Source organism: Citrobacter sp. Igbk 14, from assembly GCF_028069825.1.
Lineage (GTDB): Bacteria > Pseudomonadota > Gammaproteobacteria > Enterobacterales > Enterobacteriaceae > Citrobacter.
This window is the reverse complement of the sequence record NZ_JANEWM010000003.1, coordinates 88,575-103,256: the sequence shown is the minus strand read 5'-3', so window position 1 is coordinate 103,256 and position 14,682 is coordinate 88,575. Positions and strand designations below refer to the sequence as shown.

Annotated in this window: 16 protein-coding genes; 2 read left to right on the top strand and 14 right to left on the bottom strand. The window is 53.5% G+C overall.

Translation table 11 applies throughout. The features are described 5' to 3' along the window. Positions 1 to 49 precede the first annotated feature (49 nt). The 7 genes from NNN64_RS02215 to pmbA all read right to left on the bottom strand — a co-directional run bounded on the left by NNN64_RS02215 (position 50) and on the right by pmbA (position 4,653). Positions 50 to 694: a DUF4310 family protein gene (locus NNN64_RS02215; RefSeq protein ID WP_003830379.1), complete on the bottom strand. Its 645-nt coding sequence runs from the start codon at positions 692 to 694 to the stop codon at positions 50 to 52. An 11-nt stretch (positions 695 to 705) separates the two neighbouring features. Continuing rightward, entirely contained in the window at positions 706 to 1,482 is a 777-nt protein-coding gene (locus NNN64_RS02210) for a DUF4311 domain-containing protein (RefSeq protein ID WP_003025764.1), read from the bottom strand. Positions 1,483 to 1,504: 22 nt separating this feature from the next. Continuing rightward, a complete protein-coding gene (locus NNN64_RS02205; protein ID WP_038636649.1) occupies positions 1,505 to 1,804 on the bottom strand; it encodes a DUF4312 family protein in 300 nt (99 codons plus the stop codon). 2 nt (positions 1,805 to 1,806) lie between these two features. Next, positions 1,807 to 2,169 (bottom strand): SFCGS family glycine-rich protein, encoded by a 363-nt coding sequence (locus NNN64_RS02200; RefSeq protein ID WP_137383954.1) that lies wholly within the window; start codon positions 2,167 to 2,169, stop codon positions 1,807 to 1,809. A gap of 10 nt (positions 2,170 to 2,179) precedes the next feature. Then, the gene (locus NNN64_RS02195; RefSeq protein ID WP_016151467.1) at positions 2,180 to 2,488 is read right to left on the bottom strand and encodes a PRD domain-containing protein; all 309 of its coding nucleotides are present in this window, start codon (positions 2,486 to 2,488) and stop codon (positions 2,180 to 2,182) included. 345 nt (positions 2,489 to 2,833) lie between these two features. Next, positions 2,834 to 3,220 carry a cytochrome b562 gene (gene cybC, locus NNN64_RS02190; RefSeq protein WP_005134218.1) on the bottom strand — a complete coding sequence of 129 codons (387 nt, stop codon included), beginning with the start codon at positions 3,218 to 3,220 and terminating at the stop codon, positions 2,834 to 2,836. An 80-nt stretch (positions 3,221 to 3,300) separates the two neighbouring features. Next, a complete protein-coding gene (gene pmbA, locus NNN64_RS02185) occupies positions 3,301 to 4,653 on the bottom strand; it encodes a metalloprotease PmbA (RefSeq protein WP_271440312.1) in 1,353 nt (450 codons plus the stop codon). A gap of 95 nt (positions 4,654 to 4,748) precedes the next feature. On the opposite strand from pmbA, the gene yjgA reads away from it, so the two are divergent. After that, complete coding sequence (yjgA, locus tag NNN64_RS02180) at positions 4,749 to 5,300, top strand: ribosome biogenesis factor YjgA (RefSeq protein WP_137378430.1); 552 nt, start codon at positions 4,749 to 4,751, stop codon at positions 5,298 to 5,300. A gap of 36 nt (positions 5,301 to 5,336) precedes the next feature. Here yjgA and NNN64_RS02175 read toward each other — a convergent pair whose 3' ends face one another. After that, a complete protein-coding gene (locus NNN64_RS02175; protein WP_271440311.1) occupies positions 5,337 to 5,861 on the bottom strand; it encodes a GNAT family N-acetyltransferase in 525 nt (174 codons plus the stop codon). Positions 5,862 to 6,003: 142 nt separating this feature from the next. Next, complete coding sequence (gene mpl / locus NNN64_RS02170; RefSeq protein WP_271440310.1) at positions 6,004 to 7,383, bottom strand: UDP-N-acetylmuramate:L-alanyl-gamma-D-glutamyl-meso-diaminopimelate ligase; 1,380 nt, start codon at positions 7,381 to 7,383, stop codon at positions 6,004 to 6,006. A 175-nt stretch (positions 7,384 to 7,558) separates the two neighbouring features. Between mpl and fbp the strand changes: the two genes are divergently transcribed. Beyond that, a complete protein-coding gene (gene fbp, locus NNN64_RS02165) occupies positions 7,559 to 8,557 on the top strand; it encodes a class 1 fructose-bisphosphatase (protein ID WP_271440309.1) in 999 nt (332 codons plus the stop codon). Between the two features lie 125 nt (positions 8,558 to 8,682). Here the strand turns inward: fbp and NNN64_RS02160 are convergent, their stop codons facing one another. The 5 genes from NNN64_RS02160 to ytfQ all read right to left on the bottom strand — a co-directional run bounded on the left by NNN64_RS02160 (position 8,683) and on the right by ytfQ (position 14,485). Next, positions 8,683 to 9,795 (bottom strand): methyl-accepting chemotaxis protein, encoded by a 1,113-nt coding sequence (locus NNN64_RS02160; protein WP_271440308.1) that lies wholly within the window; start codon positions 9,793 to 9,795, stop codon positions 8,683 to 8,685. A 103-nt stretch (positions 9,796 to 9,898) separates the two neighbouring features. Further along, on the bottom strand, positions 9,899 to 10,900 hold the full coding sequence (yjfF, locus tag NNN64_RS02155; protein WP_271440307.1) for a galactofuranose ABC transporter, permease protein YjfF: 1,002 nt from the start codon (positions 10,898 to 10,900) through the stop codon (positions 9,899 to 9,901). After that, a complete protein-coding gene (gene ytfT / locus NNN64_RS02150; RefSeq protein ID WP_271440306.1) occupies positions 10,887 to 11,909 on the bottom strand; it encodes a galactofuranose ABC transporter, ATP-binding protein YtfT in 1,023 nt (340 codons plus the stop codon). The genes yjfF and ytfT overlap by 14 nt, the downstream gene beginning before the upstream one ends. A 13-nt stretch (positions 11,910 to 11,922) precedes the next feature. Continuing rightward, positions 11,923 to 13,425 carry a galactofuranose ABC transporter, ATP-binding protein YtfR gene (ytfR, locus tag NNN64_RS02145; protein WP_271440305.1) on the bottom strand — a complete coding sequence of 501 codons (1,503 nt, stop codon included), beginning with the start codon at positions 13,423 to 13,425 and terminating at the stop codon, positions 11,923 to 11,925. A 103-nt stretch (positions 13,426 to 13,528) separates the two neighbouring features. After that, complete coding sequence (gene ytfQ / locus NNN64_RS02140; protein ID WP_271440304.1) at positions 13,529 to 14,485, bottom strand: galactofuranose ABC transporter substrate-binding protein YtfQ; 957 nt, start codon at positions 14,483 to 14,485, stop codon at positions 13,529 to 13,531. Between the last annotated feature and the right edge of the window lie 197 nt (positions 14,486 to 14,682).

Here is a 14,682-nt window from a genome sequence, read left to right as displayed (position 1 = left end):
TCATTTCCGGATGGCGGCTGCGCCTTATCCGGCCTACAACGGCACACCATCAACTAATGGCAATCGGGAAGATGGAACCGAGGATCATCGCCCCAAGGATCGCACCGCCGGTGATTGGTTTCTGCCACAGGTAAAACAGCAGTGCGCCCGCCAGAGAGCCGATCCCGATAGGAATAGAGGCCGTCATGGCACTGAGGATAATCAACGGCCCAAGGAAGCGGCCGGAGGCGTTGCCGGCCCCCATCATCACGTCAGCCCCGTAGGTCGAGTCGCTCTGATTGATGGTGAACTTACGCGCCAGAATGATGATGTAGCCAATCGCCAGACCAATCACCAGACCGGTGACCAGTGAGGCGGCAAAATTGGCGACCGGGAAAATAATGCCCGCCCCCAGTAGCAGCGCCGGAACGCCTAACCCAACACCGGTCTGAATCGCCCCGCCGATGTCCAGAATCCCCACCAGAGACCCTTCAATGATGCGGGCAAACAGGAAGCTTGCACCAAAAGCCGCTACCGCGCCGTAGGAGCCGGTATCCATTCCCGCTTTAAGCATCGCCACGAATGCCACTTCGTTGAATGCACCAATGCCATACAGGTAGTACATGTGCGTTCCGGCAAAGACGCCAGAAGAGAGCAGGCCAACGAAGATCGGGAACGACCAGTCGGCAAACCAAAAACCTTTATTTTGTTCCATGATGGCCTCCGTTATTTGCCGCTGAGCGAGTTGTGGATCAGTTCCAGCCAGTTAGGCACGGTCAGATGGAAAGATTCGATCATCTTCATATCGAAGCCGCGGAAGAAGCCGCTCAGGACGAACAGCGCGACGATAGCCACCATCATCACTTTGGTGACGTGGTTCCAGCCGCTCTCTTCAACACCTTTACCAATCAGGATACCGAGGACCAGACCCGGAACGGCGTTACCCATAATCAGCTGTGCTGCACCACCGAAAACGGTCGCCCAGAAGCCAGATTTTTTACCGGCATCGATCGCCGCCAGCCAGAAGATCACCGGCATTACCGTGTTGACCAGCAGGTTGGCTGCGGGAACCAGCACCTTAACGGCGGTAACCTGCAATGCTTCGGGTACGGATGATGCGGTAAGGTTCAGGAACGTCACAACGATCATGCCAATGACGCCACAAGCAATCGCCATGCGTTTAGGATCGTGCAGCGTTTCACCGACGTTGCGATTTTTGATCATCAGCGCGGCGGCACCCCAGTTGGGGATGATGCGGTGGTCAACGTCCTGAGTGAACGCCCCCGCCGCAACGGAAGAAGCCCAGGCGTTAAAGAAGAAGCCCAGGCCGAACGAGAAGTGAGAAGCCGGATCCCCTTCACAGGAATTCAGTTCCCCAAGGGTACGAAATGCGCCCATCCCTTGAGTGGTAGGCGCATGAAACATGCGTGCAGCCCCAGCGCCGACACCGACGCCAACCAGCGCGCCGATGATGAGCGATTTTATTAATATTATCAGGAACATAATTATGCCTTTTAATAGAGAATCAGCGTTGCGTAACGAAATCCACCTTGTCGAGATTGATGGCAGTCACGTTGACAGTCACATCCAGCTCCACGCTGAAAGTGCGTCTTTCCCGGCGTAGAAAGAGGAATAAAAACGCCTCTTTGCGCACCGTTTCACGCGCTTGAACGACCTGCACATCCTGTGGCTCAATACGCAGTAAGATATGCGGCGATGCTTTCATCACCGCAGCCTGAACGTGGTTCAGGGCATCGGCAAAGGCGCGCGCTTTGGCTTCGCCCTTGCCAGTGACTCTCACCGTGGTGGTGAATTGCTCTTTCATACTTAAGCGCCGTATTTCTTTTGCCACGCCTGTACCAGGCGCTCGCCGAGCTCTTCTTTGTCCATAAAGCCGAACCCCAGCACGTTGCAACCTTCGTTGATGGCGGTCACGCCCTCTTCAACTGAGCGCATTCCATATTTCGCCTTGTAGCCGTATTTGGTCTGTGCAGTGATAGCCCCCGCGCCGCCGCTGCCGCAAAACGAGATGCCAAAGGTGGCATTTTCCGCTTTCATCACATCGCCCAGCTTCATATCAGCGGCAACGCCCGGTACCACAACCGCACGGCCGCCTGCTTTCTCAACACCAGCCGCCACTTTCTGGCCTTTACCCAGACGATCGCCAATCACTACGGTAATCTGTTCCATCTTTTGCTCCTTAAAGGTTGTCTTTCGCGACTTCGAAGTGCACCGACAGCAGCCAGGCCTCTTCCTCAGGAAGATTGCCAAACTCGGCGACGACGTCGCGGGCAAGCGCCATTGATTCGGCAGATATTTCATCAAATAAGCTGGCATCGACTTCAGGTAGCGGTTCACCCGTGACCGAGCGGTGCGCCATAGCGCGAACGTGCGATGTCAGCATCTGTTCCTGTACTGCGTTGGGAATAATGTGGCGTTCACGCAGCAAGGCATACACCTGCGCCAGCATGCGGTCGGCCAGTTCCACCGATTCCCCCATGTCATTCATTACAGCTCCGTTATTCACTCGTCTTACCCCACTAATGGCTCTGAGGGTAAAGTAGCGGTGGAGGTTAAAGGTTTGTAGCGAGTTATTTTCCACTTCGAAGTGGAAACGGACGCAGCGACAGTGATCTGTGCCGCAAAAAGGGCGGGATTGGTTATTTTCCCCTTGGATAACGTGATGGAGATCGCACGAGATAGCAGGGAAACCGCAAGCGGCAGGAAAAACGGGTTGGCGTTAAAAGTTAAATAATGTGATGGGGATAACGTTTACTTATGGGTGAGAGTGGTGCCGGAGGGCGACGCTGTCGCGTCTTATCCGGCCTACGGTTGCGCAGGCCGGATACATAAATTAACGATACTTCTTATGGTAAGCGTTGCGGGTGGTTTTCAGCTCTTCCGCTGCGGCTTTCGCCTCTGAGACTTTACCTTCATTCGCCAGTTTCAGCGCACCGTCGATCTGGCCGATCAGCGTGTCAAAACCGTGGCGGAAATCTTTCATCTCCGGGCTATCAGGGGATTTGCTTTCCAGCTTCGGTGGTGTTCCTTTCTGTGCATCCAGCGCAGCTGTACGCATTTTCGTTAACGCATCTTTTAACTCGGTCGCGTTATCCGTTTTTTCAACGATCTTCAGGTTGTCGTTGAGGATCCCCATGTCGTCTTCAAGATCGGCTGCAAAGGCAGAAGAACCAAGAACCAGCGTTGAAGCCGCGACGATCGCTAACAGGTGTTTACGCATTGCTCACTTCCTTTTTATTATTAAAAAATAACGCCAGATACCCTAAATCATTCGAGCTGCAGCTTGAAGTATGACGGGTATTACTGCCCGGCGATCTTCATCTCCGGCAACAGTACCGAACCACACTGTATATTGCTGCGGGTTTCAATATCATTACCGACGGTGACGATATTTCGCCACATATCTTTTAAGTTACCGGCGATGGTAATTTCGCTCACCGGGTACTGAATTTCGCCATTTTCAACCCAGAAGCCCGCCGCGCCGCGCGAGTAATCTCCGGTAATACCGCTCACGCCCTGCCCCATCAGCTCAGTCACCACCAGGCCGGTGCCCATCTCTTTGAGCAACTGCTCGAAGCTTAGTCCCTGCCCCGGAATTCGCCAGTTGTGAATTCCGCCCGCATGGCCGGTGCTCTTCAGCCCCAGCTTACGCGCAGAGTAGTTGGTCAGCAGCCACTGGGTCAGCACGCCATCTTTAATAATGTCACGGCGTTCCGTACGCACGCCTTCGCTGTCAAATGGCGAAGAGGCCAGCCCTTTCAGCAGGTGCGGATGTTCTTCAATGGTCAGCCATTCCGGCAGAATTTGTTTGCCCAGCGAATCCAGCAGGAACGTGGATTTGCGGTACACCGAGCCACCCGCAATGGCGCCGACGAGGTGTCCAAACAGCCCGGTCGCCACTTCGTTGGCAAAAATAACAGGTGCTTTCATGGTGGAGAGCTTACGCGGTGACAGGCGCGATAACGTGCGGCGAGCACAGTCGGCCCCCACCCATTCCGGCGTTTGCAGATCGCCCATCGCACGGCCAATGGTGTAGGCATAATCGCGTTCCATATCACCATTTTCTTCAGCGATCACGCAGCTGGAAAGAGAGTGACGCGTAGAGCAGTAACCCTGCAACATGCCATGGCTGTTACCAAACACTTTGATGCCATAGTGGCTGTTAAAGCTGCCGCCTTCGGTATTGGTGATGCGTTTGTCCGCCTGCAACGCTGCCTGTTCAGCGCGCGCCGCCAGTTCGATAGCTTCATCAGGCGTGACTTCCGCCGGATGGAACAGGTCTAAATCGGGTGCATCAAAGGCCAGCAGGTCTTTATCAGCCACGCCTGCGCACGGATCCGGTGAAGTGTAACGGGCGATATCCAACGCGGCCTGCACGGTGCGCGCAATCGCCTGTGGGCTTAAATCGGTGGACGATGCGCTGCCCTTACGGTTCTGGTGATAAACCGTAATCCCCAGCGCACCATCGCTATTGAATTCTACGTTCTCCACTTCACCATAACGGGTGCTGACGCTAATACCCGTGGTCTTGCTTACAGCGACTTCCGCGCCATCCGACTGACCTGACGCTAATTCCAGTGCTGTCGAGACCGCTTCTTCCAGAATCTTACGCTGCGCTTCAACTTGTGAGATTACTTTCATCGCAAATGCCATAATGTAGAGAGAGTTTCTCTGAAGTCTAACAGAGAACCGTTTTTCAGTGCGCATCTTAACTGGTAACATTAGCCTCTTTTTTTAAGGAGCCTGACATGACTAAGCAGCCCGAAGACTGGCTCGACGACGTTCCCGGTGATGACATCGAAGACGAAGACGATGAAATTATCTGGGTCAGTAAAAGTGAAATTAAACGTGACGCCGAGGAGTTAAAACGCCTGGGTGTGGAACTGGTCGAACTGGGGAAAAACGCGCTGGATAAAATCCCGCTCGATGCGGATTTACGTGCCGCAATTGAGTTGGCCCAGCGTATTAAGATGGAAGGACGCCGCCGCCAGCTGCAGCTCATTGGTAAGATGTTGCGCCAGCGCGATGTCGATCCAATCCGCCAGGCACTGGACAAGCTGAAAAACCGCCACAACCAACAGGTTGTACTGTTTCACAAGCTTGAGCAACTGCGCGATCGCCTGATCGTCGAAGGTGATGATGCCGTAGAAGAAGTGCTGAACCTGTGGCCAACCGCCGATCGCCAGCAGCTTCGCTCTCTGGTTCGTAATGCGAAGAAAGAGAAAGAAGGCAACAAGCCGCCGAAATCAGCACGTCAGATCTTCCAGTATCTGCGTGAACTGGCGGAAAACGAAGCGTAATTCCGCAAGGATGCCCCATCTCCTGGGGCACCACCTTTACAACGCCATCACATGATGGCGCAAATCCTCATTAAAGCGCTGGTAGCGTTCTGCATCTATTGCGTGCGGATAGCTCAGTACAATCAGTTCATGGTCAGCGATCCCCTGATGATACGCCGGATGCGTATGCGCCCATTCATTCGCACAAAACCCCATCGACTCATAAAAGCGTAAACGTTTATTAGCGATATCCGTTGTTAACGGATCAATCTCCAGAATCGTCATCGGAGAACGGGTGAGAATGGTGTGTAACACTTTTTTGCCATAGCCTTGCGAACGTAGCGCGCCATCAATCGCCAGATGCTCGATATACGTATATTCGTCGAAATCCCAGCAACCGCTGAGCCCCACAAATGTCGTACCGTCAAACCACGCTTCCAGCGCATAGTGCGGGTTACTTAACGCCAACTGTTTCGCTGGCATTTCCCGCTGCTCATGCCAGGGAAACGACTGAGCGTAAAGCGCATCCAACGGGAGAAAAAGTGCCGAGGTGGTAGATGTTATTTTTTCGCGAGTGAGCATAGTTAATACCGTTGTAGACAATCACGACCCTGCCAGAAAAACGTAATGCCTGTACCGCCTGGCGCGCAAAATAAAAAACCAGCCGCATAGCGGCTGGTCGCAGATGCACGCCAGAACAAAGACATCCAGACCTGGCGTTATTTTACTCTTGCGCTTCAGCCTGAGCTTTCTTCGCCAGACCATCCAGCAGTTTTTGATGAATACCGCCAAAACCACCGTTGCTCATTACCAGGATATGATCGCCGGGTTGTGCGGTTTTCACTACCATATCCGCCAGCGCATCCACATCACCACTCCAGTGAGCTGGCTGGACACAGGCTTCAGCGACTTCCGCTACCTGCCACGGAATATGCGGTGGTTGCAGCAGGAATACTTCGTCCGCGCGGCCTAATGATGGCGCGAGATCGTCTTTGCACAGTCCCATTTTCATGGTGTTAGAGCGAGGTTCCAGCACCGCAATAATGCGTGCCGTGCCGCCCACTTTCCCGCGCAGCGCCGCAAGCGTTGCCAGAATTGCGGTTGGGTGGTGGGCAAAATCGTCATATACCGTCACGCCGTGCGCTTCACCACGCAGTTCAAGTCGACGACGAGCGTTAATGAACGAGCCTAGCGCATTCGCCGCATCGGCTGGCAGCACCCCCACGTGACGGGCTGCCGCAATCGCCATCAGGCCATTGTGCATGTTGTGTTCGCCTACCAGGCCCCACTTAACTTCACCCACTTTTTCACCGTCCAGCCACACTTCCCACTCGGAAGCATCGGTGGTCAGTTTTTTCGCCTGCCAGTGACCCTGTTCGCCCACCAGCTCCTGTTCGCTCCAGCATCCCATCGCCATCGTCTGTTTCAGATTGATGTCGTTTTCCGGGTAGATGATGCGTCCCTGACCCGGCACGATGCGCACCAGGTGATGGAACTGTTTCTGAATCGCTTTCAGATCGTCAAAGATGTCCGCGTGATCGAACTCAAGGTTGTTGAGGATCAGGGTTCGCGGGCAGTAATGCACAAATTTGGAACGCTTATCAAAGAAGGCGCAGTCGTACTCGTCCGCTTCAATCACGAAAAAGTTGCTTTCACCCAGACGCGCGGAAACTTCAAAGTTACCCGGCACGCCGCCGATCACGAATCCCGGTTTATAACCACAGGCCTCGAGGATCCAGGTTGCCATTCCCGCCGTAGTCGTTTTACCGTGCGTCCCCGCTACCGCCAGTACCCAGCGATCGCGCAACACAAAGTCATGCAGCCATTGCGGACCAGACATGTATGGAATGTTCTTCTCCAGCACCGCTTCCACGCAGGGATTACCACGGGTCATCGCATTACCGATGATCACCAGGTCCGGTTGTGGGTCGAGCTGGCTGGCATCGTAACCCTGAATCAGATCAATACCTTGTTTCTCAAGTAAGGTGCTCATCGGCGGATACACATTGGCGTCCGAACCCGTTACTTCATGACCGAGCGAGCGTGCCAGCATCGCCAGACCGCCCATGAAAGTGCCACAAATTCCCAAAATATGAATGCGCATACGTCACTATCCTTTTTTAATCTGGGGGCCATTTTACGCACATGTCTGGCAACTGAGAAACGCATTTCAGGATATTCCGTAGTTTGCTGGCGCGATTCACCTGAGCGCGATAGCTGAAATATTTGTTAATATTGTTGCGGTCGCTTTACTCCACATAAATTGCAGGGAAAGTGTTATGAAAACGTTAGGTGAATTTATTGTCGAAAAGCAGCACGAGTTTTCTCATGCTACCGGTGAACTCACTGCTTTGTTGTCGGCAATAAAGCTGGGCGCCAAGATCATCCACCGCGATATCAATAAGGCCGGTCTGGTCGATATCCTGGGTGCCAGCGGTGCAGAGAACGTGCAGGGAGAGGTGCAACAAAAACTCGATCTGTTCGCAAACGAAAAACTGAAAGCTGCACTGAAGGCGCGCGACATCGTGGCGGGTATTGCCTCAGAAGAAGAAGATGAAATCGTCGTCTTTGAAGGCTGTGAACACGCAAAATACGTTGTGCTAATGGATCCACTGGATGGCTCATCCAACATCGATGTAAACGTCTCTGTCGGTACGATTTTCTCTATTTACCGCCGCGTAACCCCTGTCGGCACACCGGTCACGGAAGAGGATTTCCTGCAGCCGGGCAACAAACAGGTTGCTGCTGGTTACGTTGTTTATGGTTCATCCACCATGCTGGTGTACACCACCGGTTGTGGCGTACACGCCTTCACCTACGATCCTTCTCTGGGCGTATTTTGCCTCAGCCAGGAACGTATGCGCTTCCCGGCCAAGGGGAGCACTTACTCCATTAACGAAGGCAACTACATCAAATTCCCGAACGGCGTGAAGAAATACATTAAATTCTGCCAGGAAGAAGATAAGGCCACTCAGCGCCCGTACACCTCGCGCTACATTGGCTCTCTGGTTGCCGATTTCCATCGCAACCTGCTGAAAGGTGGGATCTATCTGTACCCAAGCACCGCCAGCCACCCGCAAGGGAAACTGCGTCTACTGTACGAATGCAACCCGATGGCCTTCCTGGCCGAGCAAGCGGGCGGCAAGGCAAGCGATGGTAAAGACCGTATTCTGGATATCACCCCAGAAAGCCTGCACCAGCGTCGCTCCTTCTTCGTCGGTAATGACCATATGGTCGACGATGTAGAGCGCTTTATCCGCGAGTTCCCGGACGCGTAAGCGCAACATCCCGGCCTATAACGCGTTGTAGGCCGGATAAGCGAAGCGTCATCCGGCACGATGTGGTGATATTGCCGGATGTCGGCGTAAACGCCTTTATCCGGCCTACAAAATCCTACGTTCGGTTAGGCTGTCTGTAGCTTAAATACGGCCATGGCTTCGATTAGCGCTGAAGACTGCTCTTCCAACGAGCGGGTAGCCGCTGAAGACTGCTGTACCAACGCCGCGTTCTGCTGCGCCGTTTCATCCATCTGACTCACCGCAATATTCACCTGCTCAATCCCACGGCTCTGCTCCTGAGACGCGCTGGCAATTTCACGCATCAGCTTGGTCATACGCATAACCTCGGTCGCGATTTCATCCATGGTCTCCCCCGCCTGTTGCGCCAATTCACTTCCCTCACCCACATGCGTATGGGAATCACTGATCAATGTACGGATCTCTTTTGCCGCCTCGGCGCTACGGCTGGCAAGATTGCGTACTTCCCCTGCTACCACCGCAAAACCACGGCCTTGCTCACCCGCGCGCGCCGCTTCAACGGAGGCATTGAGTGCCAGGATATTGGTCTGGAAAGCAATACCGTCAATCACACTGAGGATATCGGCAATTCGGCTGGAGCTGCCGGAAATATCGCGCATTTTTTCAATTACATAGCACACCATCTCACTGCCCCGATCGGCGGTATCCGATACCGATTTTGCCAGCTGATGCGCCTGCTCTGCGTTTTCCGCGTTCTGTTTCACGGTCGCGGTGAGTTCTTCCATACTGGCAGCGGTCTGTTCCAGTGACGTGGCGGTGGATTCTGTACGTTGCGCCAAATGCTGGTTGCCTGCGCTCAATTCACGACTGCCAACATCAATTTGCGAGCTGGCTTCACGCACACGCTGCACAGAATCACCTAACGCATGGCGCATTTCACCCATCGCAGCGTTAAGGCGGTTGAATTCGGCGCTGGCCGATAACGTGCTAACAGGCGACAAATCGCCTGTCGCCAGACGTTCCAGCTGTTCAATAATATTATCCAGGGGTTTAAGAAACTTATTTCGCAGCATAAACCAAATGACCGCCAGCAACGCAATGGCAGCCAACATAGCAGCACTCATAATACCGTGATAAACCAAAGAGTTAATAACACGGGTGGCGGCATAAAGCCCCATACTGCCGGTCAGCAACAGAAGAAACGTCAGCAGAGACAATAACACCAACAAACTTGATCGAATTGAAAGGGATTTTGGCATCGTTATATTTCCGGTTGTAGGGATAAAACAGACCTGTACAGAACCTATCGACTACAACCGGAAAAAGTTTAGGTATTTAAATGTTTTCTGGAAAATCATGATGTTACTTTGGTACTTCAGCCGTGCTCACGCGGGTGACCGGCGAGCTCTGACGATTTTCCCAAAGCACCGTGAGACCACGTTGTAAGGCAATAAAAATAAACAATAAAATGCCAATCGCGATTTTTGTCCACCAGGAACTTAATGTGCCATCAAAATTAATATAGGTCTGAATCAGCCCCTGAATGGCAACACCAAATAAGGTACCCAAAACCGTACCAACCCCACCGCTGAGCAACGTACCGCCAATCACCACCGAGGCGATAGCATCCAGTTCTACTCCGACACCTGCCAGCGCATAGCCCGCCTGGGTGTAAATGGAAAAAACAATGCCGGCCAGCGTCGCAAGCCCAGTAGACAGCATATAGATACGGATTGTCGTGCTGCGGGTTGAGATGCCCATCAGGTTGGCCGAAGTGGCGCTGCCACCAATGGCGTAAACCTGATTACCAAAGCGCGTACGGTGCGCCAGGAATATACCGATGACGACGACCCCTAGCATCAGTAATCCCATCGCACTCAGGCGACCGCCGCCGGGAATTTTCCATGCCAGACTTGAGAACGTGTCATAAACAGGATGGTTAATCGGGATGGATTCTTCTGAGACCAGATAGCTGACGCCGCGCAGGAAGAACATTCCCGCCAGGGTAATGATAAATGCCGGGATCTTCAGGGCATCAATCAGCAACCCCATAAACGCACCAAACGCACAGCCCATTGCCAGAATCAAAGGAAACGCCAGCAGTGGCGAAATCCCCCAGTAACCAATCGCTTTTGCTAAAAATACCCCCGTAAAGGCAATCACCGACCCGACGGAAAGATCGATCCCCCCGGAGAGAATGACGAAAGTCATACCCACGGCGATAATCCCTAAAAAGGCGTTATCAGTCAGAATATTGCAGATCACCCGGGTGGAGGCAAAAGCCGGAAATTGCGTCAGGCAGTAGAGGTAGCCCAAAATAAAGACCCCGAGGGTGATCATCAGCGGTAAATTACGTTTTATCACGACCGCGCACTCCTTTTATCAGGCTGATAAAGCGTTGTGACTGCACGACCAGCACGCACAACACCACGATGGCTTTGACCACCTGATTCAGTTCCGGCTGGAAGCCCGACAGTAAAATCCCGGTGTTCATCCCCTGAATGATCAACGCGCCAATTACCGATAGCAGCAGGTTAAAACGTCCGCCCATCAGCGAGCCACCGCCAATAACTACCGCGAGGATGGCATCCAGCTCCAGCCATAACCCGGCGTTATTGGCATCGGCCCCGCGAATATCCGCGGTGACGATAATGCCGGCAATCGCTGCGCACAGGCCGCTCAGTACATAGGTAAGCATCACAATGATGCGGGTGTTGACCCCGGCATTTTTCGCCGCACGAATGTTGATACCTACCGCTTCAATAAACATGCCCAGCGCCGTTTTTCGGGTCAGCAACCAGAACACCACCAGCGTTAGCAGTGCAATAATTACCGGCGTGGGGAAAAGCAACAGCGAGCCGCTGCCAAACCACGACAGATCAGGTGAGTTGAAGGTGACGATCTGCCCGGAGGTGATCAACTGCGCCACCCCACGCCCGGCCACCATCAGGATCAGCGTCGCGACAAACGGTTGGATCTTGAGGATCGCCACCAGAATCCCGTTCCACAATCCCGCCAGAAGGCCGGAGCCTAAGGCAGCAAGCAGCACCACGGGTAAGCTGTGCCCGGCAACCGTCATCGCAGCGGTTGTCGCCCCTGCAATAGCCATCACCGCCCCAACGGACAGATCGATGCCGCCAGTGGCAATCACCAGCGTCATACCAATCGCCAGCAGCGCCACGGGCGCGGCGCGGTTGAGAATATCAATCGGGCTGCCGAACAAGCGGCCATCTTGCAAAATGACCTGATAAAAGTGCGGCGCGACCAGGCTATCCACCAGCAACACCAACAGCAGCGCCACCAGTTGCGGCATTCCCTTTGGCCAGCGAAACCGCCGCTCAGGCGGATTGGATTGAGGGAGAGATTGAGGCATCACCATAGTCTCCTTAGGCCGCAATAGCGTTCATGATCGCCGGTACGGACAATTCAGCCAGCGGGATCTCGGCCACCTGTTTGCGATCGCGCATAATAATGACCCGATCGGCATAGCCCACTAACTCTTCCAGTTCGGATGAAATCACCAGCAGTGCCAGACCATCCGCGCACAGCGTTTCGATCAGGCGGATAATCTCAGCATGCGCGCCGACGTCGATCCCCCGCGTGGGTTCATCAAGGATCAAGAACTGCGGTTTGGTCAGCAACCAGCGCGAGAGCAAGACTTTTTGCTGATTGCCGCCGGAGAGAAACTCAATCGGCTGTTCGGCATTAGGCGTACGGATACCGAGCTGACGAATAAAGCGCTCGGCGATCTCGTTTTGTTCTTTTCGCGGGATAGGCCGCAGCCAGCCTCTCTGCGCCTGCAGGGCCAGAATGATATTTTCCCGTACCGAAGCCGCGGCGATGATGCCATCCGTTTTGCGATCCTCCGGGCAGAAGCCGATCCCCAGACACGAAGCCTGATGCGGCGATCGCAGCACCTGCGGTTTACCTTTGATCAGCGCGCTACCGCTGTCTGCGGGTTTAATACCGAAGATCACTTCCGCCGTTTCTGTTCGTCCCGATCCCAGCAGCCCCGCCAGCCCAACGATCTCGCCGGGGCGTACCTGCAGATCGAACGGTGCAATCGTACCTTTCTTACCAAAATCACTGAATGCCGCCACTGGCTTATCGCTCAGCAATGTGCGGCCCGCGCGCTGTAGTGCATGGGTATCCAGTTCACGACCCAGCATCATTTTCACCAGTTCGATTTGCGGTAATTCCCGGGTTTCACGGCAACCCACAAACCCGCCGTTACGCAGGACGGTGATGCGATCGCTGACCTGATAAACCTGATCGAGAAAATGGGTGACGAAGATCAGGCTGACGCCGCGATCGCGAAGATGGCGCATCAGACCGAACAGCATTTCAACCTCCTGGGTGTCGAGGCTGGCGGTGGGTTCATCGAGAATTAACACTTTCGCGGAGAGATCGATCGCCCGACAGATGGCAACTATCTGCTGCATCGCCACCGAAAAGCGGTTCAGCGGCTCGCGCACGTCGAGCGAAAAACCGTAAGACGCCATCAGCTCCGTGGCACGTTTTTCCATTTGCTTGCGTTGCAACAAACCGAAGCGCCGCGGCTCACGACCAATAAAAAGATTATCTGCCACCGACATATTGGGCAGCAGGTTTACTTCCTGATATACGGTGCCAATCCCCAATTGCTGGGCATGAGCAGTATTCTTAGGGGAGATAGTCTGGCCTTCGAGCCAGATCGTGCCGCGATCGGCATGATAAACGCCGGTCAGCGCTTTGATCAGCGTCGATTTTCCGGCCCCGTTTTCTCCCAGCAGCGCCATAATCTCGCCACGACGCAAACTGAAATCCACATTATCCAGCGCCTTAACGCCGGGAAAGAATTTGCTTAATCCTTCGGTACGGAGGATTTCCTGATGTTGGTCGGTGGTCATGGTTCCCCCTGCCTCACGCCGGATGGCGCTACGCTTATCCGGCCTACAAAAGAGCGAAATGTAGGCCGGGCAAGCGCGGCGCCCCCGGCATTTTCATGAAGGCCTAGTAGCCCATGTTTTTCTTCTTCTCTAACTCTTCTTTCGCCGTATCCGGCAGATAGAGGATCGACTTGGTAATGGTCAGCTTCTCAGGCATCGTGCCGTCTTTCTTGAATTTCTCCAGCGCATCGAATGCCGGCCCTGCCATATTTGGCGTCAACTCGACGCTGGCGTTGGCTTCGCCATCAATCATCGCTTTATAGATATCCGGTACGCCGTCGATTGAACCGGTCAGAATATCTTTGCCCGGCTTCAGACCCGCTTCTTTAATCGCCTGGATAGCCCCGATCACCATGTCATCGTTGTGAGCGTAAACCATGCAGATGTTCTTGCCGTTATTTTCAGCTTTGATAAAGCTCTCCATGACTTCTTTGCCTTTGCTGCGGGTGAAGTCCCCGGACTGAGAGCGAATAATTTTGATGTTTGGCGCGCTGGCGATGGCTTCGGCAAAACCTTTTTTACGGTCAATCGCCACGCTGGCCCCGACGGTCCCTTGCAGCTCAACCACGTTACACGGTTTGCCGTTCACCTCTTTAATCAGCCAGTCGCCGATTAATTTACCTTCCAGCACGTTATTGGCAGTAACGGTGGTCATATAGAGAGATTTGTCTTTTACATCGATGGAACGATCGAGCAAAAAGACCGGAATGTTGGCATCTTTCGCTTCTTTTAACACCGGCTCCCAACCCGTTGCCACGACCGGCGCAATAAAGATGGCATCCACACCCTGTGCAACAAATGAGCGTACGGCTTTAATCTGGTTTTCCTGTTTTTGCTGGCCGTCAGCGATTTTCAACGTAATACCACGCTTTTCGGCCTCGCTTTTCGCCACATTGGTTTCCGCCGCGCGCCAGCCGGATTCAGAGCCAACCTGCGAAAATCCTACGGTTAAAGGGGCTGCCATTGCCATAGACGACATGGCTGTCGAAACTGCTGTGACTAAAAGTAAGCGCTTCCACATAAGTGCGTCCTCGTAGGGGGAATATTGTTGGTTAATAAACAGTCGCGAAAAAACTATAGACAATTGAGCATGTAACGAATTGCGTTACATCACACTTCAAAAAAGTAAATAAAACGTTAATCACAACTTTGTAATCGCTTTCATATCACTATGAAAAATGCGGCTGAAGATATGGATTTTTCTGTCACGAAAGAGAA